This is a genomic window from Streptococcus oralis, from assembly GCF_006175905.1.
Taxonomy (GTDB): domain Bacteria; phylum Bacillota; class Bacilli; order Lactobacillales; family Streptococcaceae; genus Streptococcus; species Streptococcus oralis_BG.
The window spans coordinates 140,611-164,314 of the sequence record NZ_SSNB01000003.1 but is presented as its reverse complement, the minus strand read 5'-3'; the positions used below and the strand labels follow the sequence as shown (position 1 = coordinate 164,314).

Annotated in this window: 22 protein-coding genes; 20 read left to right on the top strand and 2 right to left on the bottom strand. The window is 41.6% G+C overall.

Going from position 1 to position 23,704, the window contains the following annotated elements; genetic code table 11:
* Positions 1-184: 184 nt before the first annotated feature.
* Positions 185-1,582, top strand: a complete 1,398-nt coding sequence (locus E7Y33_RS06580) for an APC family permease (RefSeq protein WP_139690010.1) — start codon at positions 185-187, stop codon at positions 1,580-1,582.
* A gap of 22 nt (positions 1,583-1,604) precedes the next feature.
* On the opposite strand, the gene E7Y33_RS06575 is transcribed toward E7Y33_RS06580, so the two are convergent.
* Positions 1,605-2,453 carry a YitT family protein gene (locus tag E7Y33_RS06575; RefSeq protein ID WP_000619787.1) on the bottom strand — a complete coding sequence of 283 codons (849 nt, stop codon included), beginning with the start codon at positions 2,451-2,453 and terminating at the stop codon, positions 1,605-1,607.
* A 141-nt stretch (positions 2,454-2,594) separates the two neighbouring features.
* On the opposite strand from E7Y33_RS06575, the gene E7Y33_RS06570 reads away from it, so the two are divergent.
* Both E7Y33_RS06570 and E7Y33_RS06565 read left to right on the top strand, forming a co-directional pair.
* Positions 2,595-3,431: a DegV family protein gene (locus tag E7Y33_RS06570; protein WP_139690009.1), complete on the top strand. Its 837-nt coding sequence runs from the start codon at positions 2,595-2,597 to the stop codon at positions 3,429-3,431.
* A 107-nt stretch (positions 3,432-3,538) separates the two neighbouring features.
* Positions 3,539-3,814 (top strand): HU family DNA-binding protein, encoded by a 276-nt coding sequence (locus tag E7Y33_RS06565; RefSeq protein ID WP_001284636.1) that lies wholly within the window; start codon positions 3,539-3,541, stop codon positions 3,812-3,814.
* A gap of 131 nt (positions 3,815-3,945) precedes the next feature.
* Here E7Y33_RS06565 and E7Y33_RS06560 read toward each other — a convergent pair whose 3' ends face one another.
* Positions 3,946-4,932 carry an L-lactate dehydrogenase gene (locus E7Y33_RS06560; RefSeq protein WP_000204722.1) on the bottom strand — a complete coding sequence of 329 codons (987 nt, stop codon included), beginning with the start codon at positions 4,930-4,932 and terminating at the stop codon, positions 3,946-3,948.
* Positions 4,933-5,125: 193 nt separating this feature from the next.
* On the opposite strand from E7Y33_RS06560, the gene gyrA reads away from it, so the two are divergent.
* From gyrA to dprA, 17 genes are all read left to right on the top strand, one after another.
* Positions 5,126-7,594: a DNA gyrase subunit A gene (gene gyrA / locus E7Y33_RS06555; protein WP_084880782.1), complete on the top strand. Its 2,469-nt coding sequence runs from the start codon at positions 5,126-5,128 to the stop codon at positions 7,592-7,594.
* Positions 7,594-8,349: a class A sortase gene (locus tag E7Y33_RS06550; RefSeq protein ID WP_139690008.1), complete on the top strand. Its 756-nt coding sequence runs from the start codon at positions 7,594-7,596 to the stop codon at positions 8,347-8,349. The genes gyrA and E7Y33_RS06550 overlap by 1 nt, the downstream gene beginning before the upstream one ends.
* A gap of 199 nt (positions 8,350-8,548) precedes the next feature.
* Positions 8,549-9,346, top strand: coding sequence for a formate/nitrite transporter family protein (locus E7Y33_RS06545; protein ID WP_000254786.1), 798 nt, complete (start codon positions 8,549-8,551; stop codon positions 9,344-9,346).
* Between the two features lie 149 nt (positions 9,347-9,495).
* On the top strand, positions 9,496-10,776 hold the full coding sequence (locus tag E7Y33_RS06540; protein WP_139690007.1) for an O-acetylhomoserine aminocarboxypropyltransferase/cysteine synthase family protein: 1,281 nt from the start codon (positions 9,496-9,498) through the stop codon (positions 10,774-10,776).
* Positions 10,777-10,870: 94 nt separating this feature from the next.
* Positions 10,871-12,145: a DUF2130 domain-containing protein gene (locus E7Y33_RS06535; protein WP_139690006.1), complete on the top strand. Its 1,275-nt coding sequence runs from the start codon at positions 10,871-10,873 to the stop codon at positions 12,143-12,145.
* A gap of 11 nt (positions 12,146-12,156) precedes the next feature.
* Entirely contained in the window at positions 12,157-12,963 is an 807-nt protein-coding gene (locus tag E7Y33_RS06530; RefSeq protein ID WP_139690005.1) for an alpha/beta fold hydrolase, read from the top strand.
* A 3-nt stretch (positions 12,964-12,966) separates the two neighbouring features.
* Positions 12,967-13,845: a tRNA pseudouridine(55) synthase TruB gene (gene truB / locus E7Y33_RS06525; RefSeq protein ID WP_139690004.1), complete on the top strand. Its 879-nt coding sequence runs from the start codon at positions 12,967-12,969 to the stop codon at positions 13,843-13,845.
* A 111-nt stretch (positions 13,846-13,956) separates the two neighbouring features.
* A complete protein-coding gene (udk, locus tag E7Y33_RS06520; RefSeq protein ID WP_001181369.1) occupies positions 13,957-14,595 on the top strand; it encodes a uridine kinase in 639 nt (212 codons plus the stop codon).
* Between the two features lie 128 nt (positions 14,596-14,723).
* Positions 14,724-16,064, top strand: coding sequence for an exodeoxyribonuclease VII large subunit (gene xseA, locus E7Y33_RS06515; RefSeq protein ID WP_139690003.1), 1,341 nt, complete (start codon positions 14,724-14,726; stop codon positions 16,062-16,064).
* Positions 16,042-16,254, top strand: a complete 213-nt coding sequence (locus tag E7Y33_RS06510; protein WP_000043226.1) for an exodeoxyribonuclease VII small subunit — start codon at positions 16,042-16,044, stop codon at positions 16,252-16,254. The genes xseA and E7Y33_RS06510 overlap by 23 nt, the downstream gene beginning before the upstream one ends.
* Positions 16,251-17,126, top strand: coding sequence for a polyprenyl synthetase family protein (locus tag E7Y33_RS06505; protein WP_139690002.1), 876 nt, complete (start codon positions 16,251-16,253; stop codon positions 17,124-17,126). Before E7Y33_RS06510 ends, E7Y33_RS06505 begins: the two co-directional genes overlap by 4 nt.
* The gene (locus E7Y33_RS06500; protein ID WP_139690001.1) at positions 17,119-17,934 is read left to right on the top strand and encodes a TlyA family RNA methyltransferase; all 816 of its coding nucleotides are present in this window, start codon (positions 17,119-17,121) and stop codon (positions 17,932-17,934) included. The genes E7Y33_RS06505 and E7Y33_RS06500 overlap by 8 nt, the downstream gene beginning before the upstream one ends.
* Complete coding sequence (locus E7Y33_RS06495) at positions 17,927-18,358, top strand: arginine repressor (RefSeq protein ID WP_139690000.1); 432 nt, start codon at positions 17,927-17,929, stop codon at positions 18,356-18,358. The genes E7Y33_RS06500 and E7Y33_RS06495 overlap by 8 nt, the downstream gene beginning before the upstream one ends.
* A gap of 6 nt (positions 18,359-18,364) precedes the next feature.
* Positions 18,365-20,032 carry a DNA repair protein RecN gene (gene recN, locus E7Y33_RS06490; RefSeq protein WP_139689999.1) on the top strand — a complete coding sequence of 556 codons (1,668 nt, stop codon included), beginning with the start codon at positions 18,365-18,367 and terminating at the stop codon, positions 20,030-20,032.
* Complete coding sequence (locus tag E7Y33_RS06485; RefSeq protein WP_042767792.1) at positions 20,033-20,761, top strand: metallophosphoesterase family protein; 729 nt, start codon at positions 20,033-20,035, stop codon at positions 20,759-20,761.
* Positions 20,762-20,839: 78 nt separating this feature from the next.
* Positions 20,840-22,663: a translation elongation factor 4 gene (gene lepA, locus E7Y33_RS06480; protein ID WP_049478162.1), complete on the top strand. Its 1,824-nt coding sequence runs from the start codon at positions 20,840-20,842 to the stop codon at positions 22,661-22,663.
* 167 nt (positions 22,664-22,830) lie between these two features.
* Positions 22,831-23,679, top strand: a complete 849-nt coding sequence (gene dprA, locus E7Y33_RS06475) for a DNA-processing protein DprA (RefSeq protein ID WP_139689998.1) — start codon at positions 22,831-22,833, stop codon at positions 23,677-23,679.
* Positions 23,680-23,704 lie beyond the last annotated feature (25 nt).

Sequence of the window (23,704 nt, the reverse complement as noted above, 5' to 3'; positions counted from 1 at the left end):
GGAGTATACTGTTGAGCCTACTCGCTTGATAAGTAACAAATTGAAAGAATCAGTGGGTAAAAATGCAAATTCTGAACAGGAATCCCTTCTGTTCAGAATTTTTTTCAAAAAATAACCTAATAAATATTCACAAAAATACTTTTATATGGTAAAATAAAACAATTACATTTAGTGGAGATGAAGTATGAATATTTTTAGAACCAAGGATGTTAGTCTGAGACAGACAGAGATGCATCGCCATTTGAAATTATGGGATTTGATTTTACTAGGAATTGGTGCCATGGTGGGAACGGGAATTTTCACCATTACTGGAACAGCAGCGGCTACACTAGCTGGTCCATCACTAGTGATTTCCATTGTGATTTCTGCTCTGTGTGTTTCTCTATCAGCCCTCTTCTTCGCAGAATTTGCCTCTCGTGTGCCTGCAACTGGTGGTGCTTATAGTTACCTCTATGCGATTTTAGGAGAATTGCCAGCCTGGATTGCTGGCTGGTTGACCATCATGGAATTCATGACGGCTGTTTCAGGTGTGGCGTCTGGCTGGGCAGCTTACTTTAAGGGATTGCTCAGTAATTATGGTATCTCCATGCCCCAAGCCTTAAATGGAACCTTTAATCCTGAACAGGGAACCTATATCGATCTTTTGCCTATTTTAGTACTGACATTGGTAACGGGATTGGTTTTATTAAATTCTAAGGCAGCTTTGAGATTTAATTCGCTTTTAGTGGTCTTGAAATTCTCAGCTCTCACCTTATTTATCCTAGTTGGTATTTGGTACATCAAGCCAGAAAATTGGACGAATTTTGCTCCATTCGGTTTTGGTCAACTATATGGTGGAAGTACTGGGATTATGGCGGGTGCATCTTTGATGTTCTTTGGTTTTCTCGGATTTGAGTCTATTTCCATGGCAGTTGATGAAATTCAAAGCCCGCAAAAAAATATTCCTCGCGGAATAGTGCTTTCTCTGACAATCGTCACCATTCTCTATGCTTTGGTAACCTTAGTATTGACAGGGATTGTTCACTACAGTCAACTCAATGTGGACGATTCAGTAGCATTTTCATTACGGAGTATTGGTATCGGCTGGGCGGCAAATTATGTTTCGCTTGTAGCCATTCTAACCCTGATAACCGTATGTATCTCCATGACTTATGCTTTATCTCGGATGATTTATAGCTTAGCTCGTGATGGACTTTTACCTCAAAGTTTCAAACAATTAAGCAAGACTAGTCGCGTTCCTAAAAATGCAACCCTCTTAACAGGAGTTGCTTCAGCCATTGCTGCAGGAGTGTTTCCTCTAGCTAGTATTGCAGCCTTCTTAAATATCTGTACCTTAGCTTATCTCATTTTGCTAGCCTATGGAATAATAAAACTTAGAAAGGATAAGGGTATGCCAAAAGAGGGAGAGTTTAAAACTCCCTTGGTGCCACTTTTGCCAATTCTTTCCATTTTTATCTGTGTTTCCTTTATGCTTCAATATAGTCTAGATACCTGGATTGCCTTTGGCATTGCTCTTCTAGTTGGTCTAGTCATTTACTTTACTTACGGGTTCCGCCATTCAACCCTCGCAGAAGAAGAATAAAAGCTGGGAATTCCCAGCTTTTTTAATCTTTCACATAAGTAAATCCTTCACCCAGAATTTCATGAGCCTCAGTGATGGTGATAAAGGCTTGAGGATCAATTTTGTGAATCATATCCTTCATTTTAACGATTTCGTTTCGACCGACGATACAGTAGATAATTTTTAAGTCCTTTTTGCTGTAGTAGCCTTGACCAGATATAAAGGTAACGCCACGTCCGAGTTCATCGTTAATCTCTTTGGCCAATTGATCAGGATATTGGGTAATAATCATAAATCCTTTACCAGCATAACCTCCTTCGCCTATCAAGTCGATAACACGAGCGATGATAAAGTCAAACAAGAGGGTATAGGTAACTAGACGAAGATCCTGGAAGATAATCAAAATCAACATTAGGATAAAAAAGTCAATCCCAAAGAGCAATTTACCAATCGAAATATTGGTGTATTTGTTGAGGATACGGGCAACGATATCAGAGCCACCAGTGGTTCCACCAGCATTAAAGATAATTCCTAAACCAACCCCCAGTAAGACTCCTGAGACTAAAGCGACAATGATGAGATCCCCTTGCAAGTCGATGTGCAAAGGAATACGCTCAAAAATTGCTAGCCAAACGGAAAGTGAAATAGATCCTAGAAGGCTGGAGTAGAGGGTCTTAGGTCCAAATATTTTCCAAGCCAGGATAAATAAAGGGATATTAATCAAGAGGTTCATCAATGAGACAGGAATCTTAAAAAGATAGTAGGTAATCAAGGTAATACCTGTCGCCCCTCCCTCAAATAAATGATAAGGAACAACAAAGTAGGTAAGACCGAAGGCATAGATAGCAGCTCCAAGAATAATGGTGATAATCGGTTGAAGTTTTCGAATCATGGCTGTTCCTCACTTTTCTATAGATAGATTATACCAAAAATTCAGTTCTTTTCATCGGATCACTTATGATTTTTTATCATTTTTTTGATATAATAAAGGAGAAAATCCCAATCCTATCGAGAAGAATAGAAAGATTGAATTATGACACAAGTAAAAATTGTAACGGACTCTTCTGTTACTATCGAACCAGAAGTAGTTAAAGAATTAAATATCACAGTTGTCCCTCTATCAGTTATGATTGATAGTGTGCTTTATTCGGATGCAGATTTGAAAGAGGGAGAATTCCTTCATCTTATGCAACAAAGTAAGAATCTGCCTAAAACAAGCCAGCCACCTGTAGGAGTCTTTGCTGAGGTCTTTGAAGAACTAGGTAAAGATGGTAGTCAAATTATCGCCATTCACATGTCCCATGCCTTGTCTGGAACTGTTGAAGCTGCTCGCCAAGGGGCAAGTCTCTCAACTGCTGATGTAACGGTTATTGATAGTTCCTTTACAGATCAAGCGATGAAGTTCCAAGTTGTTGAAGCCGCAAAACTTGCTAAAGAAGGTAAAGATTTAGAAACGATTCTAGCTCATGTAGAGGACGTCAAAAATCATACAGAACTTTATATCGGTGTTTCGACGCTAGAAAACTTGGTTAAGGGTGGTCGTATTGGACGTGTGACAGGATTACTAAGCTCACTCTTGAATATTCGTGTAGTAATGCAGATGAAAAACCACGAACTCCAACCAATCGTTAAAGGGCGTGGAGCGAAAACTTTCAAAAAGTGGCTTGAGGAATTAACCAATACTCTTTCCCAAAAATCAGTTGCAGAGATTGGAATTTCCTACGCTGGAACGAACGAATTGGCGAATGAGATGAAGGCATTATTGCAACCTTATGTTGAGAAGCCAATCTCTGTATTGGAAACTGGCTCTATTATTCAAACTCATACTGGAGAGAATGCTTGGGCGATTCTAATTCGCTACAATTCCTAAAAAAATAGAGAAAAAATGGTCAAAATAGTGTTTTTGACTTGACCTATAGCCGATTTTAGGATATGATTATATTTGTTAATTAGAAATTATTTGGAGGATTTGTTAACATGGCAAACAAACAAGATTTGATCGCTAAAGTAGCAGAAGCTACAGAATTGACTAAGAAAGATTCAGCAGCAGCAGTTGACGCTGTATTTGCAGCAGTAACTGAATACCTTGCAGCTGGTGAAAAAGTTCAATTGATCGGTTTCGGTAACTTTGAAGTTCGTGAGCGTGCTGCACGTAAAGGTCGCAACCCACAAACTGGTAAAGAAATCAAAATCGCAGCTTCTAAAGTTCCAGCATTCAAAGCTGGTAAAGCTCTTAAAGACGCTGTTAAATAATGAATTTTCAAAAAGCCTATTGTATCAAGCTTCATTGCCTGGTCGATAGGCTTTTTTTGTTTATTTGAAAAGTTGAGTTATGATTCTGTGCAAAAAGAAAAAGGTTCCCATGTATGAGAACCTTCATTTCATTAGTTTTTAGAAGCTGCTTGGAATTCAGGGTTTTTCCACGCTTCATCAATGATTGCTTGCAATTCTTTAGCAGAAGCTTGCATTTTTTGAGTTTCAGCGTCGTTCAATGGGATGTTTACTGGACGAACGATACCGTGTGCACCAACAACAGCTGGTTGACCGATAAAGACGTTTTTAACACCGTATTGACCTTCTTGGAAGACTGAAAGTGGAAGTACTGCATTTTCGTCATCAAGGATTGCTTTTGTGATACGAGCAAGTGCTACTGCAATACCGTAGTAGGTAGCTCCTTTTTTGTTGATGATTGTGTAGGCAGCGTCACGAACACCTTCGAACAATTCAATCAATTCAGCTTCTTGAACGTTTTGAGTATCTTTAAGGAATTCTTCAAGGTTTACACCAGCGATGTTAGCGTGTGACCAAACCGCAAACTCAGAATCTCCGTGTTCACCCATGATGTAGGCGTGAACTGAACGAGCATCAACATCCAATTTTTCAGCAAGTGCTTGACGGAAACGTGCTGAGTCAAGTGAAGTACCTGAACCGATAACACGTTCTTTAGGGAATCCAGAGAATTTCCAAGTTGAGTAAGTCAAAACATCAACTGGGTTAGCTGCAACAAGGAAGATACCATCGAAACCTGATTCAACAACTTGTGTTACGATTGATTTGTTGATAGCCAAGTTTTTACCTACAAGGTCAAGGCGAGTTTCACCTGGTTTTTGAGGAGCGCCTGCAGTGATAACAACAAGGTCAGCGTCTGCACAGTCAGAGTATTGAGCAGCGTAGATTTTTTTAGGTGAAGTGAAGGCAAGGGCGTGGCTAAGGTCAAGCGCATCACCAACAGCTTTTTCGTGTAATTGTGGAATTTCGATAATTCCAAGCTCTTGTGCAATTCCTTGGTTAACAAGTGCGAAAGCGTAAGATGAACCTACGGCACCGTCACCAACAAGGATCACTTTTTTGTGTTGTTTAGTTGAAGTCATTATCTAAACATCTCCTTCATTTTTTTTAGGGGAATCCCCAGACAATTTCATTCTATCACTTTTGAAAAGCTTTGTCACGAATATTCTATTCGGTTATTGATGTAAACGTTTTAGTGGTTTTCAAAGACTGAAATGAAGGACAAATTATGGTATAATATATCTAATTACTAATAGTGAAATGAGGCATTTATGAATGCAGGATAGAAATTTAGTGAATGTCAATCTGACAAAGGAGATGAAGACCAGCTTTATCGACTACGCCATGAGCGTTATCGTCGCGCGGGCCCTTCCTGATGTTCGAGATGGCTTAAAACCTGTTCACCGTCGTATTCTTTACGGAATGAATGAACTAGGTGTTACACCAGACAAACCTCATAAAAAATCAGCCCGTATTACAGGGGATGTTATGGGTAAATACCACCCACACGGAGATTCCTCTATTTACGAAGCCATGGTTCGTATGGCTCAGTGGTGGAGCTACCGTTACATGCTTGTTGATGGGCATGGAAACTTTGGTTCTATGGACGGGGACGGTGCTGCCGCGCAACGGTACACTGAGGCACGTATGAGCAAGATTGCTCTTGAAATGCTTCGTGATATCAATAAAAACACCGTTGATTTCGTAGATAACTACGATGCTAACGAACGTGAACCCTTGGTTTTGCCAGCTCGTTTTCCAAACCTTTTGGTCAATGGGGCAACGGGTATCGCTGTTGGGATGGCAACCAATATTCCACCTCACAACTTGGGTGAAACCATTGATGCAGTGAAGTTGGTTATGGATAATCCTGAAGTGACGACTAAGGACTTGATGGAAGTCTTGCCTGGTCCAGATTTTCCGACTGGTGCTCTTGTCATGGGGAAATCAGGGATCCATAAGGCCTATGAGACTGGTAAAGGTTCCATTGTCCTTCGTTCTCGTACAGAGATTGAAACCACTAAGACGGGTCGTGAGCGGATTGTTGTAACGGAATTCCCTTATATGGTTAACAAAACCAAGGTACATGAGCATATTGTTCGCTTGGTTCAGGAAAAACGAATTGAGGGCATTACAGCTGTACGTGATGAGTCCAATCGTGAAGGCGTTCGCTTTGTAATCGAGGTTAAACGCGACGCCTCTGCCAACGTTATCCTTAACAACCTCTTCAAGATGACCCAGATGCAAACCAATTTTGGTTTCAACATGTTGGCGATTCAAAATGGCGTGCCAAAAATCTTGTCCCTTCGTCAAATTTTGGATGCTTATATCGAGCACCAAAAAGAAGTGGTTGTTCGCCGTACTCGTTTTGACAAGGAAAAAGCAGAAGCGCGTGCGCACATCTTAGAAGGTCTTTTAATCGCTCTGGATCACATTGATGAAGTGATTCGTATTATCCGTGCTAGTGAAACGGATGCGGAAGCCCAAGCTGAATTGATGAGCAAGTTCAAGCTTTCTGAGCGTCAAAGTCAGGCTATCCTTGATATGCGTCTTCGTCGTTTGACAGGATTGGAACGTGATAAGATTCAGTCTGAATATGATGAATTAATTGCCTTGATTGCAGATTTGGCTGATATTCTTGCCAAACCTGAGCGCGTGGCGCAAATCATCAAAGAGGAGCTGGACGAAGTCAAACGCAAGTTTGGTGATAAGCGTCGTACGGAGTTGATGATCGGAGAAGTCTTAACTCTTGAAGATGAAGATTTGATTGAAGAAACTGATGTCTTGATTACCCTTTCTAATAAGGGCTATATCAAACGTTTGGACCAAGGTGAGTTCACTGCACAAAAACGTGGTGGCCGTGGAGTTCAAGGTACCGGAGTTAAGGATGATGACTTTGTGCGTGAGTTGGTTTCAACCAGTACCCATGATCATTTGCTCTTCTTTACCAATAAAGGACGCGTATATCGACTAAAAGGTTATGAAATCCCTGAATACGGTCGTACCGCTAAGGGCTTACCAGTTGTCAATCTTTTGAAGTTAGACGAAGGTGAGAGTATTCAGACCATCATCAACGTTGAGTCTGAACGTAGTGATGACGCCTATCTCTTCTTCACAACCCGTCACGGTGTCGTGAAACGAACCAGTGTTAAAGAGTTCGCTAATATTCGTCAAAATGGACTTAAAGCTTTGAATCTCAAGGATGAAGACGAATTGATTAATGTCTTGCTGACAGAAGAAGATACGGATATTATCATTGGTACCAAGTTTGGTTATGCTGTTCGCTTTAATCAATCAGCTGTTCGTGGCATGAGCCGTATCGCGACTGGTGTTCGAGGAGTCAATCTTCGTGAGGGTGACACAGTAGTTGGTGCTAGCGTGATTACAAACCAAGACGAAGTTCTCATCATCACTGAAAAAGGATACGGTAAACGTACCCTTGCTACTGAATATCCTACTAAAGGCCGTGGTGGTAAAGGGATGAAGACAGCCAATGTTGCTGAGAAAAATGGTCCTCTGGCAGGTCTCCTCACTGTTAAGGGGGATGAAGACCTGATGATTATCACAGATACAGGTGTCATGATCCGTACAAATGTTGCCAATATTTCACAAACTGGACGCTCAACTATGGGAGTTAAGGTGATGCGTCTAGATCAGGATGCTAAGATTGTGACCTTTACAACGGTTGCTGCGGCAGAAAAAGAAGAAGTTGGGACTGAAATTGAAACAGAAGGTGAAGCATAATGTCTCATAAAAAAACGAAAAATAAAAAGAGTAAGAAAAATAAGCGCAGAAATCTATTTATCAATATTTTAGCGGGTTTCTTAATTCTTTTATCGCTAGCTTTAATTTTTAATTCAAAGATTCGCGATATCTTTTTGGTATGGAATACCAATAAATACCAAGTCAATCAAGTCACTAAGGAAAATATAGATGAAAATCTAAAAACTGAAGGGAATTTTGATTTTGACTCTGTTAAGTCTATTTCATCCGAAGCTGTATTGGCTTCACAATGGGATGCTCAGAAACTTCCCGTTATTGGAGGTATTGCTATTCCCGAAGTGGAGATTAACCTCCCTATTTTCAAAGGGTTGGATAATGTAAACTTGTTCTACGGAGCAGGGACCATGAAACCAGACCAAAAAATGGGAGAAGGCAACTATTCTCTAGCCAGTCACCATATCTTTACTGCTGAAAATGCCAGTCAAATGCTCTTCTCGCCTTTGGTCAATGCCAAAGCAGGTATGAAAATTTATCTGACTGATAAGGATAAAGTTTATACTTATGAGATTACAGAAGTAAAACGTGTTACACCAGACCGTGTAGATGAAATCGATGATCGTATTGGTGTGCAGGAGATTACTTTGGTTACTTGTGTTGATTATGATGAAACCGAGCGTATAATCGTCAAAGGTATCTTTAAAGAATCAAAAGCTTATTCTGAGACTTCTGAGGATATTTTGAAGGCCTTTAATCAACCGTATAGACAACGTTATTAAGAATGAATGAACCAGTGAAGTGCTATTTCACTGGTTTTTTATGTCGACAAAATAGGATCAAAATAGTTCGTATGAAAAAGGACGGGAAGGCATATGAAAAAGATTTTTAAGATAAATATTTTAGAATTTTACAGAAAACGCTTTCTAGAAAACAAGAATTATGTTATAATTATCACAAATAAAAGTTTAGGAGTTTTCTATGGTCTCTTCAGAATTTATCTCAAAAATTGAATTTGCTTGCAAGAAGAAAGAAAGTCTTTATAGCCAAAGTAAGTTTAAGTATGCGATTCGTTCCATGTTTGCAGGTGCTTTTCTAACATTTAGTACGGCTGCGGGCGCAGTTGGGGCTGACTTGATTAATAAGATCGCACCAGGCAGTGGACGCTTCCTCTTCCCATTCGTTTTTGCTTGGGGATTGGCCTACATTGTTTTCTTGAATGCTGAGCTAGTAACTTCAAATATGATGTTTTTGACAGCTGGTAGTTTCTTGAAAAAAATCTCTTGGAGAAAAACAGCTGAGATTTTACTTTATTGTACCTTGTTCAACCTTATCGGAGCTTTGATTGCAGGTTGGGGCTTTGCCCACTCAGCAGCCTATGCAAATCTGACACATGATAGCTTCATTTCAGGGGTTGTAGAGATGAAGTTAGGCCGTTCAAATGAATTAGTCTTGCTTGAAGGTATTTTAGCCAATATCTTTGTAAACATTGCCATTCTTTCATTTGTTTTGGTGAAAGACGGAGGCGCCAAACTTTGGCTCGTTTTGTCAGCAATTTACATGTTTGTATTCTTAACAAACGAACACATTGCTGCGAACTTTGCTTCTTTTGCGATTGTTAAGTTCAGTGTTGCAGCAGATTCAATTGCTAACTTTGACATACCAAATATTCTTCGTCACTGGGGTGTAACCTTTATCGGAAACTTTATCGGAGGAGGTCTCTTGATGGGCTTGCCTTACGCCTTCCTCAATAAAAACGAAGATACTTATGTAGATTAAAAAACGAGCACGAGTGAATCGTGCTTTTTTGTTTGAGATGTAAGACTAGTCATAGTTGTTCCTTATATCAAAATATAGAAAAACGGTATTGGAAAAGACTAGCACAAGATGATACAATATCCCTAATGAAGCTATTTGGAGGTCGTCTTATGACTCGTGATTTTAAATTTGAAACTCTACAATTACATGCTGGGCAAGTAGTTGATCCGGCAACTAAGTCTCGTGCAGTACCGATTTATCAAACAACATCCTTCGTTTTTGATGACACGCAAGAAGGTGCCGATTTGTTTGCCTTGAGAAAACCAGGGAACATTTATACTCGTATTACCAACCCTACAACAGCAGCCTTCGAGGAAAGAATCGCTGCTCTTGAAGGTGGTGTTGGGGCACTAGCGACAGCATCAGGGATGGCTGCTGTAACCTACACTATTTTGGCGCTTGCTCACGCAGGTGACCATGTGGTGGCTGCGTCAACTATTTACGGTGGGACCTTCAACCTCTTGAAAGAAACCCTTCCTCGTTATGGGATCACAACAACCTTTGTCGATGTGAATAATTTGGAAGAAGTGGAAGCAGCTATCGGTGACAATACCAAGCTTGTCTTGATTGAAACCTTGGGGAATCCCTTGATTAACATTCCTGACTTGGAAAAATTGGCTGAGATTGCGCATAAACACCAGATTCCTCTCGTTACAGACAATACTTTTGCTACACCATATTTGATTAACGTCTTCTCTCACGGTGTAGATATTTCCATTCACTCAGCAACTAAGTTTATCGGTGGGCATGGTACGACTATTGGTGGAGTGATTGTCGATAGTGGTCGTTTTGACTGGGCAGCTTCAGGGAAGTTTCCTCAATTTGTTGAGGAAGATCCTAGTTACCATAACTTGAGCTATACTCGTGATGTGGGTGCAGCAGCCTTTATTATCGCTGTTCGTGTTCAATTGCTCCGTGATACGGGTGCTGCCTTGTCGCCATTTAATGCCTTTCTCTTGCTCCAAGGGCTTGAAACGCTATCTCTTCGTGTCGAACGCCATGTGCAAAATGCTGAGAAAATTGTTGATTTCCTTGTCAACCATCCTAAGGTAGAGAAGGTAAATTATCCAAAACTTGCTGACAGTCCTTACCATGACTTGGCTGAGAAATATTTGCCAAAAGGTGTTGGTTCAATCTTTACCTTCCATGTTAAAGGCGGAGAGGCAGAAGCTCGCAAGGTTATTGATAATTTGGAAATCTTCTCTGACCTTGCAAACGTGGCAGATGCAAAATCTCTTGTTGTCCATCCTGCGACAACCACTCACGGTCAGTTGTCAGAAAAAGATCTAGAAGCAGCAGGTGTAACACCAAACCAAATCCGCTTGTCGATCGGTCTTGAAAATGTAGAGGATTTGATTGAAGATTTGCGTTTGGCCTTGGAAAAAATTTAAAGTAACAGATATAAACAGTGGGTTCCGACTCACTGTTTTTGATTTTCCCTCAGGTATGATATAATGGTTACAGAAGTCTAGAAAGAGGGAAGTTATGAACGAAATCAAATGTCCCAACTGTGGGGAAGTCTTTACAGTAAATGAAAGTCAGTATGCCGAACTTTTATCCCAAGTGAGAACTGCCGAGTTTGATAAGGAATTACACGAGCGAATGAAGCAGGAGCTGGCCTTGGCTGAGCAGAAGGCTATGAATGAGCAACAGACTAAACTGGCTCAAAAAGACCAAGAAATTGCGCAACTGCAGAGTCAAATCCAAAAGTTTGATACAGAGAAGGAATTGGCCAAGAAAGAAGTTGAACAGACAAGCCATGAGGCTTTATTGGCTAAGGACAAGGAAGTACTTGCCTTGGAAAACCAACTGGCTACCTTGCGTTTGGAGCATGAAAATCAACTGCAAAAGACCCTTTCTGACCTAGAAAAAGAACGCGATCAAGTCAAAAATCAGCTCCTCTTGCAAGAAAAGGAAAATGAGTTATCTTTGGCTTCTGTTAAGCAAAATTACGAAGCTCAGCTTAAGGCAGCTAGTGAGCAAGTCGAATTTTACAAGAATTTCAAAGCCCAACAATCTACAAAAGCTATCGGGGAAAGTCTGGAACAGTATGCAGAGAGTGAGTTCAATAAGGTTCGTAGTTTTGCCTTTCCAAATGCCTACTTTGAGAAGGATAACAAGGTCTCTGCGCGAGGCTCTAAGGGAGATTTTATCTTCCGTGAATGCGATGAAAATGGCATTGAAATCATTTCCATCATGTTTGAGATGAAAAATGAAGCGGACGGGACAGAAAAGAAGCATAAGAATGCAGATTTTTATAAGGAATTGGACAAGGACCGTCGGGAGAAAAATTGTGAATATGCAGTTTTAGTGACCATGCTTGAGGCAGATAATGACTACTTTAACACTGGAATTGTTGACGTCAGCCACGAGTATGAAAAGATGTATGTGGTTCGTCCCCAGTTCTTTATCCAGCTGATTGGTCTCTTGCGAAATGCGGCGCTTAATTCCCTAAAATACAAACAAGAGTTGGCCTTGGTTCGAGAGCAAAATATCGATATTACACATTTTGAGGAAGATTTGGATGCCTTTAAACTAGCCTTTGCCAAGAACTACAATTCGGCTTCAACTAACTTTGGTAAAGCAATCGATGAAATAGATAAAGCCATTAAGCGTATGGAAGAGGTTAAGAAATTCCTAACAACATCAGAAAATCAACTCCGCCTCGCTAATAACAAGTTGGAAGATGTTTCTGTTAAAAAATTGACCCGAAAAAATCTAACTATGAAAGCGAAGTTTGAAGCATTGAAGGGCGAGTGAGGAAGAAAATAATGTTTTACTCTTCGAAAAATAAGGTCCTTCAACTAGATCAAAAAAACATGGATTATGTGACCTTTGGTAAAGGAAAGAAGTCTCTCGTTATCATACCAGGGTTGGGGGATGGATTACAGACAGTTAAGGGCATGGCTCAAATGCTAGCTTTAACTTACCGAGAATTTGCCAAGGTTTATAAAGTTTATGTTTTTAGTCGCATCAATAAGTTGCCAGAAAATTATACAACACGAAATATGGCTGCTGATGTAGCGGAAGCTATGGATGTATTGAATTTAAAAAGTTCTGTCGTCATGGGGATTTCCCAAGGTGGTATGATTGCTCAATGGGTAGCTGTAGATTTTCCAGAAAAGGTTGAAAGTTTGATTTTGGCTGTTACTACTGCAAATCTAAGTGAGCTTGGTAGGGAGCGGATTAGACGCTGGCTGAGCCTGAGTCAAATAGGGACTTATAAAGAACTGATGGTTGATATTGCTAGTCACTCTTACACAACTAAATCCTTCGGAAAATTCAAATACCTTTATCGAATAATGGGAATTTTGGGCCGTATTAAAGATAAACAACGCATTGCTATTCAGGCTGTATCTTGTTTGAAACACGATAGCCTAACCATTTTGGAAAAAATAAACTGTTCTACGCTAATCATTGGAGCAGAAAAGGATGATGTTCTAGGCGTAGAAGCTTCACTTGAATTGCATCAGCATATCAAAGATAGCCAGCTCACTATTTTGCCAGAGTGCGGCCATGCACTTTATGAGCAGAATAAGGATTTCCAAAAGAGAGTTTTAGTATTTTTAGAAAGTTAATGAATGAACGGTATTATCAACTTAAGAAAAGAAGCGGGCATGACCTCGCATGATGCGGTTTTTAAACTGCGTAAGATTTTGGGAACCAAGAAGATTGGTCATGGTGGGACGCTGGATCCGGATGTGGTGGGTGTTTTGCCCATTGCGGTTGGCAAGGCAACACGTATGGTCGAGTTTATGCAGGATGAGGGCAAGGTCTACGAGGGAGAAATCACTCTCGGCTATTCTACGACGACAGAGGATGCTAGTGGGGAAGTGGTTTCAGAAACACCTGTTTTGTCGCCATTGGATGAAAAGCTTGTCAATGAAGCGATTGCTAGTCTGACTGGACCTATTATCCAGATTCCGCCTATGTATTCGGCAGTCAAGGTCAATGGTCGCAAGCTTTATGAGTATGCGCGTGCTGGTCAGGTAGTGGAGCGTCCAGAACGTCAGGTCACTATTTATCAATTTGAGAGGACCAGTCCGATTTCTTATGAGGATCACCTCGCACGTTTTACATTTCGTGTGAAATGTAGTAAGGGGACTTATATCCGTACCTTGTCAGTTGATTTGGGAGAGAAGCTGGGTTATGCGGCCCATATGTCCTATTTGACTCGGACGAGTGCAGCAGGTTTGCAACTTGAGGATGCTCTTACCTTGGAAGAAATTGCTAGAAAAGTGGAGGCTGGTCAACTGGACTTTCTCCATCCTCTAGAGATTGGAATAGGGGACCTTGTCAAAGTTATCCTAACTCCAGAACAGGCTACAGAAGTGCGCTTTGGTCGTTTTATTGAGTTAGACCAAACAGACAAAGAATTGGCTGCCTTTGAGGGGGATAAATTGCTAGCCATTCTAGAGAAGCGAGACAATCTCTACAAGCCAAGGAAGGTTTTATGCTAGTCAACCTGGAGTGTAAGTATTAGAATGTTACCCAGAGTCTATCAAAATCAGACTATAAATTTTGCAAAAAATGTGATAGAATAGACGACGGATAAAAAAACGGAGGATAGCATGCAAAATAGACCAATCATTATCGGAGTGACAGGTGGTTCTGGTGGTGGTAAGACCAGTGTTTCGAGAGCCATTTTATCGCATTTCCCTGATGAAAAGATTTCCATGATTGAGCATGATTCATACTACAAGGATCAGTCTCACTTGACTTTTGAAGAGCGTGTCAAAACCAATTACGACCATCCATTTGCCTTTGATACAGACTTGATGATCGAGCAGATTAAGGAATTGTTAGCGGGACGTCCGGTTGACATTCCAACTTATGACTATACAGCGCATACACGGAGTAGCAAGACCTATCGTCAGGAGCCTCAGGATGTCTTTATCGTTGAGGGGATTCTGGTCTTGGAGGACAAGCGTCTGCGCGATTTGATGGATATCAAGATTTTTGTGGATACGGATGATGATGTGCGCATTATTCGTCGGATCAAGCGTGATATGGAAGAGCGTGGCCGTAGTCTAGATAGCGTTATTGATCAGTATTTGGGTGTGGTCAAACCTATGTATCACCAGTTCATCGAGCCGACCAAGCGCTATGCGGATATCGTCATTCCTGAGGGAGTCAGCAATACCGTTGCTATCGACCTTTTGACCACCAAGATTGCAAAGATTTTGGAAGAAGCGCGAAACAGTAAATAATCAGATGAGGAGGCCTTGCCTCCTTTTTCTATTTTTCCTTTAGTTTCAGTAGGAAAAAGGTGATTTTTAAGCATGTTTTTGGTATAATAATACCCATGGAAAAGCAAGAAAATGAATAGTAGGTGGAGATGGAAAAGTATTTATCGGTAACAACTTTGACCAAGTATCTGAAAATGAAATTCGATAAAGACCCTTACTTGGAACGGGTCTATTTAACTGGTCAAGTTTCCAACTTTCGTAAACGACCTACGCACCAATATTTCTCCCTAAAAGATGACCACGCAGTCATTCAAGCAACCATCTGGTCAGGGATTTATCAAAAATTAGGTTTCGACCTAGAAGAAGGAATGAAGATCAATGTAATTGGGCGTGTGCAGGTCTATGAACCGAGCGGGAGCTACTCTATCATCATTGAAAAAGCTGAGCCTGATGGGGTTGGTGCGCTTGCGATTCAGTTTGAACAACTAAAGAAAAAATTGACAGAAGAAGGCCTGTTTCAAGAACGGTTCAAGCAACCTCTTCCCCAGTTTGCTAAGAGAATTGGTGTAGTAACCAGTCGCAGTGGTGCCGTTATTCAGGATATTATCACAACCGTAAGCAGACGTTTTCCAGGTGTTGACATTCTTCTCTATCCGACTAAGGTGCAAGGTGATGGAGCTGCGGAGGAAATTGCTCGAAATATTGCGCGTGCCAATCAACGTGAGGACCTAGATGTTCTCATCATTGGTCGTGGTGGGGGTTCCATCGAGGATCTCTGGGCTTTTAACGAAGAGATCGTGGTACGGGCTATTTTTGAATCTCGTTTGCCAGTTATTTCTAGTGTTGGGCATGAGACGGATGTGACCTTGGCAGACTTTGTGGCCGATCGTCGTGCTGCGACGCCAACAGCTGCAGCTGAACTGGCAACACCTGTAACAAAGTTGGATCTCTTGAGCCATTTACAAAATCAAGAAAAACGAATGGCAACAGCAGTTCAGAATGTCCTGTCAAGAAAAAAAGAAGCTCTGAAAAAATGCAGTCAGTCAGTTATCTTTAGACAGCCAGAGCGCTTGTATGATGGTTATTTGCAAGGGTTAGATCAACTGCAACTGCGATTAAAACAAAGTTTGCGAACACGGATTTCTGATAACAAACAGCTAGTCCAAGCAAGGATGCATCAACTAGTCCAATTATCACCTATAACCAAAATCCAACGCTATCAAGATCGCTTAAGCCAGTTGGATAAGCTCTTACGTAGCCAAATGGCGCTGGTTTATGATGCCAAGGTTGCTGAAGTGAAGCGACTTTCAGAAGCCTTGTTGATGTTGGATACCAGTCGAATAGTTGCGCGTGGTTATGCTATTGTCAAAAAAGAAGAGTCAGTTATCGATTCGGTTGAGAGTTTGAAGAAAAAAGACCAAGTGACGCTTTTAATGCGAGATGGTCAAGTAGAATTAGAGGTTAAAGATGTCAAAACAAAAGAAATTTGAGGAAAATCTAGCAGAACTGGAAACCATTGTCCAAAGTTTGGAAAACGGTGAAATTGCTTTGGAAGATGCAATTGCGGCCTTTCAAAAGGGCATGGTCTTGTCAAAAGAGCTCCAAGCGACTTTGGACAAGGCTGAAAAGACCTTGGTTAAGGTCATGCAAGAAGACGGAACAGAAAGTGATTTTGAATGAAGAAGCAAGAAAAATTAGCTCTTGTTGAGTCGGCTTTGGAAGATTTTTATGGAGACCAGCAGTTTGCCTCTAGTTTGCGAGAGTCCGTTCTCTATTCCATTCATGCTGGTGGCAAGAGAATTCGGCCTTTTCTCTTGCTAGAAGTTCTGGAAGCCTTGCAAGTCGCTATTAGACCAGCGCATGCACAGGTAGCTGCGGCCTTGGAAATGATTCATACAGGGAGCTTGATTCACGATGACCTTCCTGCTATGGATGATGACGATTATCGTCGGGGGCGTTTGACCAATCATAAGAAATTTGGCGAAGCAATGGCAATTTTGGCAGGTGATGCTTTGTTCCTAGATCCCTATGTCTTGATAGCGCAGGCAGATTTGCCAAGTCAGATCAAGGTGGACTTGATTGCCAACTTATCCCTTGCTTCAGGTAGTCTGGGAATGGTTGCAGGGCAGGTTTTAGATATGGAAGGCGAACACCAACATTTGTCTTTGGAAGAACTTCAGACCATTCATGCCAATAAGACTGGGAAATTACTAGCTTATCCCTTCCAAGCAGCTGCTATCATAGCAGAATTAGCACCAGAAATCCAAGCAAAACTGAAAACTGTGGGTGAATTGATTGGGCTGGCCTTTCAAGTTCGAGATGATGTACTGGATGTGACGGCTAGTTTTGAGGAAATCGGTAAGACACCGCAAAAGGACTTGCAGGCAGAAAAGTCAACCTATCCTGCCTTGTTGGGCTTGGAAGAGGCCATCGCCTTTTGTAACCAAACTCTGGATCAAGCCGAGGCTAAATTAGAAGAAATTGCCCAGCAGGTTCCCTTTGAAACAGAATCGATTGTGAAAGTAGTAGAAAGTTTGAGAATCAATGGCTAAGGAAAGAGTGGATGTACTAGCTTATAAACAGGGCTTGTTTGAAACGCGAGAACAGGCCAAGCGCGGTGTCATGGCAGGTCTAGTCGTAGCAGTCCTTAATGGAGAACGCTTTGACAAACCAGGAGAGAAAATCCCAGATGATACTGAACTAAAACTCAAGGGTGAAAAACTCAAGTATGTCAGTCGAGGTGGTCTAAAACTAGAGAAGGCCTTGCAGGTCTTTGATTTATCAGTGGATGGCGCAACCACGATTGATATTGGGGCTTCCACTGGAGGATTTACTGACGTCATGTTGCAAAATGGTGCTGAGTTGGTCTTTGCAGTCGATGTTGGCACCAATCAGTTGGCTTGGAAATTACGTCAAGACCCACGGGTTGTCAGCATGGAGCAGTTCAATTTCCGCTATGCTGAAAAGACTGATTTCGAGCAGGAACCGAGCTTTGCCAGTATTGATGTGAGTTTCATTTCCCTCAGTCTGATTTTACCTGCCTTGCACCGTGTCTTGGCTGATCAAGGTCAGGTCGTGGCTCTGGTTAAGCCCCAGTTTGAAGCAGGTCGTGAGCAGATTGGAAAGAATGGAATCATTCGCGATGCCAAGGTTCATCAACATGTCCTTGAATCTGTCACTGCTATGGCAGTTGAACAAGGTTTTTCAGTGTTTGGATTAGACTATTCACCAATCCAAGGTGGACATGGAAACATCGAATTTTTGGCATATTTGAAAAAGGAAGATGGAGCAAGTAACCAAGTTGCTCCTGAAATAGAAAAAGTTGTAGAGAGAGCACATAGAGAATTTAAAGATGAATAAAAAAGAGAGACTTGAAAAAATTAGAAGATTTGTTACAGATTATCAAATTGGGACTCAGGAAGAAATCGTTGAGCACTTAAAGGAAGCAGGTATTTCTGCTACGCAAGCCACTGTCTCAAGGGACATCAAGGAGCTTGGGATTGTTAAAATTCCTTTGAAGAACAACACCTATATCTATGAGTTGCCAAAATCAATCGTCAAAAGTTTGCAGTTGGCTGAGGACAATATTGTGAGTTCTGAGTTAATGGGAAATATGATCAACCTTGCTGTCATTCCTGGAAATACTATTTTTGTGAAGAGTCAGTTGGTTGAAGCATTTTCTGAACAGATTTTTAGCTGTCTAGCTGATGATGATTCTATCTTAATTGTAGCTAAAACAGCAGAGGCAGCTGAAGAAATTGTTGAACAAGTCAAAAAATGGTAGGTCAGTATGTTACTTGAAATTTCGATAAAAAACTTTGCCATTATTGAAGCGATTTCCCTCAATTTTGAAAAGGGTATGACTGTTTTGACTGGGGAAACGGGTGCTGGAAAGTCTATTATTATCGACGCTATGAATCTCATGTTGGGGGCTCGTGCAACGACAGACGTTATTCGTCACGGTGCGCCAAAGGCAGAGATTGAGGGACTTTTCTCAGTTGAAAATAGTCGCCTTTTACAGGAACTTTTTGATGAGCAAGGTTTAGAATTGGGAGATGAGATCATCATCCGCCGGGAAATTTTGCAAAACGGTCGTAGTGTTAGTCGTGTGAATGGTCAGATGGTCAATCTTTCTGTCTTGCGTGCTATTGGGCAACACCTTGTGGATATCCATGGTCAGCATGACCAAGAGGAGTTAATGCGTCCTCAACTGCACATCCAGATGTTGGATGAGTTTGGTGATGCAGCTTTTTTGGAGTTGAAGGAGACCTATCAGACGAGTTTTGACGCCTATCGCAAAATGCGCAAGCAGGTTTTGGAAGTTAAGAAAAACCAGCAAGAACACAAGGCTCGTATTGAGATGTTGGAATTTCAAATGGCAGAGATTGAGGCTGCAAACTTGCAGGCTGGTGAAGACTTGGCTCTCAACCAAGAACGAGATAAGCTTCTCAATCATAAGAACATTGCGGATACGCTAACCAATGCCTATAGTATGTTGGACAATGAGGAATTCTCCAGTCTTGCTAATGTCCGTTCAGCCATGAATGACATGGAAAGTGTCGAAGAATTTGACCCTGAATACCGTGAAATTTCAAGTTCTCTATCAGAGACCTACTATGTTTTAGAAGATATTACAAAGCGTTTGGAAGATATTATTGAGGACTTGGATTTTGATGGTAATCGCCTTATGCAGGTTGAGAATCGCCTGGATCTTCTGAATACTATTACCCGCAAGTATGGTGGAACTGTGGATGATGTCCTGCTTTATTTTGCTAAGATTACGGATGAGTACAATCTCTTGACGGGTAATAACCTTTCTTCCGAAGACATGGAAGCAGAACTCAAGAAATTGGAAGTTAATCTTGTCGACTTGGCAGGTCAGCTTGCATCTGCTCGCCATGATTTGGCCCAGAAACTTGAAGCTGAGATTAAACAAGAACTGCAAGATCTCTATATGGAGAAGGCTCAATTTCAGGTTCGCTTTAGCAAGGGCAAATTTAATCGTGAGGGGAATGAAATGGTCGAGTTTTACATTTCTACCAACCCTGGTGAAGACTTTAAACCCTTGGTCAAGGTTGCATCTGGTGGGGAATTGTCTCGTCTCATGTTGGCTATCAAGTCTGCCTTTTCTCATAAGGAAGGTAAGACTAGTATAGTCTTTGATGAGGTGGATACAGGAGTTTCAGGTCGTGTTGCTCAAGCTATTGCTCAGAAGATTCACAAGATTGGCCAACATGGTCAGGTTTTAGCTATTTCTCACCTACCACAAGTAATTGCGATTGCAGATTACCAATTCTTTATTGAGAAGATTAGCGATGAGCACTCAACGGTGTCGACGGTTCGCCTTTTGACTTTAGAAGAGCGAGTAGAGGAAGTAGCTAAAATGTTGGCTGGGCAAAATGTAACAGAAGCTGCCCTTACTCAAGCCAGAGAATTATTGCAAACGAGGGAGAAATAAATGACAGACTATTATGTAATTGGAGATGTTCACGGGAAAGCAGGTATGCTAGAAGATCTGCTCAAAACCTGGGATGGTCAAACTCAGTTGCTTTTTCTAGGGGATTTGATTGACCGTGGTGAAGACAGTCGCCGTGTTCTAGAAATGGTCAAAGACTTGGTCGACAATCAAGGAGCTATCTGTCTATCAGGAAACCACGAGTATATGTTTCTGACTTGGCTCGATGACCCAGAAGAAAGCTATGACCATTATCGTCGCAATGGTGGAGATACAACTATTAACTCTATTTTAGGTCGTCCCTTGGATGCACCAGTTGATGGCGTAGAAGATGCCAAGCGTGTTGCGACTGAAGCGGCAGACTTGGTCGAATTTATTCGTCAAATGCCATTTGTGGTGGAGACAGACAAGTATATCTTTGTTCATGCGGGTATTGACTTGACCTTGGATGATTGGCATGAAACCACAGATTATAAGAAAGTCTGGCTCAGAAAGCCATTCCACGAAGCTGAAAATCATACTGGAAAAACTATTGTATTTGGGCATACACCGGTTTATGGTTTGCTGAAGCAAGACCGAGGTACTGCTGAGCTTTGGATGACAGAAGATGGCAAGATTGGCATGGATGGAGGAGCTGTCTATGGAGGTGTCCTTCATGGAATCGTCTTTACAGACCAAGGAATGACAGAACACCACTTTATCGAAAATGATGGTTTTATTGCCGAAGATTAGTACTCCTAGCAGGGTATGGTCTTGTCAAAATGTTAAAAACAATTTATAATTAATAGATACCCTGAAAGGAAGAGCATCATGAACTTAGAAGAATTGAAAAAACGACAGGAGAAGATCCGGAACTTTTCTATCATCGCCCATATTGACCACGGGAAGTCAACCTTGGCAGATCGCATTTTGGAGGCGACTGAAACGGTTTCTAGTCGTGAAATGCAAGCCCAGCTTTTGGATAGTATGGATCTTGAGCGTGAACGTGGGATTACCATTAAACTCAATGCCATTGAGCTCAATTACACTGCAAAAGATGGCGAGACCTATATTTTCCACTTGATCGACACACCTGGGCACGTGGACTTTACCTATGAAGTGTCGCGTTCCTTAGCTGCCTGTGAAGGAGCGATTTTGGTAGTCGATGCTGCACAAGGGATTGAAGCGCAAACTCTTGCCAATGTCTATCTTGCCTTGGACAACGATTTGGAAATTCTTCCAGTTATTAACAAGATTGACCTACCAGCAGCCGATCCTGAGCGCGTTCGTACAGAGATTGAGGATGTCATTGGTTTAGATGCTAGTGAAGCAGTCTTAGCTTCTGCCAAAGCTGGTATTGGTATCGAAGAGATTCTTGAGCAAATTGTTGAAAAAGTACCAGCTCCAACTGGTGATGTAACGGCGCCACTTAAGGCCTTGATTTTCGACTCTGTTTACGATGCCTACCGTGGGGTTATCCTCCAGGTTCGTGTCATGGATGGAGTTGTCAAACCTGGCGATAAAATTCAGCTCATGAGTAATGGCAAGACATTTGACGTTACTGAGGTTGGAATTTTCACTCCAAAAGCAGTAGGGCGTGATTTCTTAGCCACAGGTGACGTTGGTTATATTGCGGCTTCCATCAAGACGGTTCAAGACACGCGTGTCGGAGATACAGTGACCCTAGCAAGCAATCCTGCAGCAGAACCGCTAGATGGGTACAAGCAGATGAATCCTATGGTCTTTGCAGGTCTTTACCCAATCGAGTCAAACAAGTACAATGACCTTCGTGAAGCCCTTGAAAAATTGCAGCTCAACGATGCCAGCTTGCAGTTCGAACCAGAAACATCTCAGGCGCTTGGATTTGGTTTCCGTTGTGGATTCCTTGGACTTCTCCATATGGATGTTATCCAAGAGCGTTTAGAGCGTGAGTTCAACATCGACCTCATCATGACAGCTCCGTCAGTTATCTACAAGGTTAACCAAACTGATGGTGAGTCTATGGATGTGTCTAACCCTTCTGAATTTCCAGACCCAACCAAGATTGCGACTATTGAAGAGCCTTATGTCAAGGCTCAGATTATGGTACCGCAGGAGTTTGTCGGAGCAGTGATGGAACTGGCTCAGCGCAAGCGTGGGGATTTTGTGACCATGGACTATATTGATGACAATCGTGTCAATGTTATCTATCAAATTCCGCTTGCTGAAATCGTCTTTGACTTCTTTGATAAGCTTAAGTCTTCGACGCGTGGTTATGCAAGCTTTGACTACGAATTGTCAGAGTACCGTCCATCTAAACTGGTCAAAATGGATATCCTTCTCAATGGGGATAAGGTGGATGCCCTCAGCTTTATCGTTCACAAGGACTTTGCCTACGAACGTGGAAAACTCATCGTGGATAAGCTCAAGAAAATCATCCCTCGTCAACAATTTGAGGTGCCAATTCAAGCAGCTATTGGGCACAAAATCGTGGCTCGTACTGATATCAAGGCCCTTCGTAAGAACGTACTTGCCAAGTGTTACGGTGGTGACGTTTCTCGTAAACGGAAACTCCTTGAAAAACAAAAAGCTGGTAAGAAACGCATGAAAGCTATCGGATCAGTAGAAGTCCCACAAGAAGCCTTCCTTAGCGTCTTAAGCATGGATGAAGAATAGAATTATAAAATAAAACTCTTGAAGATTTTTCAAGAGTTTTTCTATTTTTGATAAACGCAAGCTATCAAATACGAAAGTTGAATAAATGCAAAATTCAGATTTTCATGTCTTCTTTTTATTTTTTTTAACGAATAGATAGATGAGTAGAAAAAGAAATGGAGTTGTATATGAAGATCACAAACTATGAGATTTACAAATTGAGAAAAGCTGGGCTGACCAATCAACAGATTTTAACTGTACTTGAATATGACGAGACTGTAGATCAGGAGCTCTTGCTAGGTGATATTGCGGAACTATCGGGGTGCCGTAATCCTGCAGTCTTTATGGAACGCTATTTCCAGATAGATGATGCACAGTTGGAGAAGGAGTTTCAGAAATTTCCATCCTTCTCGATTCTTGATGACTGTTATCCTTGGGATCTGAGTGAGATTTATGACCCTCCAGCACTCTTGTTTTATAAAGGAAATCTGGACTTGTTGAAGTTTCCGAAGGTTGCTGTTGTGGGGAGTCGTTCATGTTCAAGTCAGGGAGCAAAGTCGGTTCAGAAAGTCATTCAAGGTTTGGAAAACGAGTTAATTGTGGTCAGTGGTTTGGCCAAAGGGATTGATACGGCTGCCCATATGGCTGCACTCCAGAATGGAGGACGAACGATTGCTGTTATTGGAACAGGATTGGATGTTTTTTATCCACGTGCCAATAAACGCTTGCAGGAGTACATTGGCAATCATCATCTGGTGTTAAGCGAGTACGGTCCAGGTGAAGAACCCTTGAAATTTCACTTTCCAGCCCGTAATCGTATCATTGCAGGATTGTGTCGTGGAGTTATTGTAGCAGAGGCAAGGATGCGTTCAGGAAGTCTCATTACCTGTGAACGTGCCATGGAGGAAGGACGCGATGTTTTTGCTATTCCAGGGGACATTCTTGATGGTCACTCAGATGGCTGTCACCACCTGATCCAAGAGGGAGCAAAGTTGATTAGCAGTGGTCAAGATGTGCTTGCTGAGTTTGAATTTTAAGGAGAAATTTGTTTCCTCAGATAAA

Bases quoted from the DNA above. Each gene is read 5' to 3' on its own strand.
- E7Y33_RS06580 (WP_139690010.1), top strand. From the start codon at position 185: ATGAATATTTTTAGAACCAAGGATGTTAGTCTGAGACAGACAGAGATG.
- E7Y33_RS06575 (WP_000619787.1), bottom strand. From the start codon at position 2,453: ATGATTCGAAAACTTCAACCGATTATCACCATTATTCTTGGAGCTGCT.
- E7Y33_RS06570 (WP_139690009.1), top strand. From the start codon at position 2,595: ATGACACAAGTAAAAATTGTAACGGACTCTTCTGTTACTATCGAACCA.
- E7Y33_RS06565 (WP_001284636.1), top strand. From the start codon at position 3,539: ATGGCAAACAAACAAGATTTGATCGCTAAAGTAGCAGAAGCTACAGAA.
- E7Y33_RS06560 (WP_000204722.1), bottom strand. From the start codon at position 4,932: ATGACTTCAACTAAACAACACAAAAAAGTGATCCTTGTTGGTGACGGT.
- gyrA (WP_084880782.1), top strand. From the start codon at position 5,126: ATGCAGGATAGAAATTTAGTGAATGTCAATCTGACAAAGGAGATGAAG.
- E7Y33_RS06550 (WP_139690008.1), top strand. From the start codon at position 7,594: ATGTCTCATAAAAAAACGAAAAATAAAAAGAGTAAGAAAAATAAGCGC.
- E7Y33_RS06545 (WP_000254786.1), top strand. From the start codon at position 8,549: ATGGTCTCTTCAGAATTTATCTCAAAAATTGAATTTGCTTGCAAGAAG.
- E7Y33_RS06540 (WP_139690007.1), top strand. From the start codon at position 9,496: ATGACTCGTGATTTTAAATTTGAAACTCTACAATTACATGCTGGGCAA.
- E7Y33_RS06535 (WP_139690006.1), top strand. From the start codon at position 10,871: ATGAACGAAATCAAATGTCCCAACTGTGGGGAAGTCTTTACAGTAAAT.
- E7Y33_RS06530 (WP_139690005.1), top strand. From the start codon at position 12,157: ATGTTTTACTCTTCGAAAAATAAGGTCCTTCAACTAGATCAAAAAAAC.
- truB (WP_139690004.1), top strand. From the start codon at position 12,967: ATGAACGGTATTATCAACTTAAGAAAAGAAGCGGGCATGACCTCGCAT.
- udk (WP_001181369.1), top strand. From the start codon at position 13,957: ATGCAAAATAGACCAATCATTATCGGAGTGACAGGTGGTTCTGGTGGT.
- xseA (WP_139690003.1), top strand. From the start codon at position 14,724: ATGGAAAAGTATTTATCGGTAACAACTTTGACCAAGTATCTGAAAATG.
- E7Y33_RS06510 (WP_000043226.1), top strand. From the start codon at position 16,042: ATGTCAAAACAAAAGAAATTTGAGGAAAATCTAGCAGAACTGGAAACC.
- E7Y33_RS06505 (WP_139690002.1), top strand. From the start codon at position 16,251: ATGAAGAAGCAAGAAAAATTAGCTCTTGTTGAGTCGGCTTTGGAAGAT.
- E7Y33_RS06500 (WP_139690001.1), top strand. From the start codon at position 17,119: ATGGCTAAGGAAAGAGTGGATGTACTAGCTTATAAACAGGGCTTGTTT.
- E7Y33_RS06495 (WP_139690000.1), top strand. From the start codon at position 17,927: ATGAATAAAAAAGAGAGACTTGAAAAAATTAGAAGATTTGTTACAGAT.
- recN (WP_139689999.1), top strand. From the start codon at position 18,365: ATGTTACTTGAAATTTCGATAAAAAACTTTGCCATTATTGAAGCGATT.
- E7Y33_RS06485 (WP_042767792.1), top strand. From the start codon at position 20,033: ATGACAGACTATTATGTAATTGGAGATGTTCACGGGAAAGCAGGTATG.
- lepA (WP_049478162.1), top strand. From the start codon at position 20,840: ATGAACTTAGAAGAATTGAAAAAACGACAGGAGAAGATCCGGAACTTT.
- dprA (WP_139689998.1), top strand. From the start codon at position 22,831: ATGAAGATCACAAACTATGAGATTTACAAATTGAGAAAAGCTGGGCTG.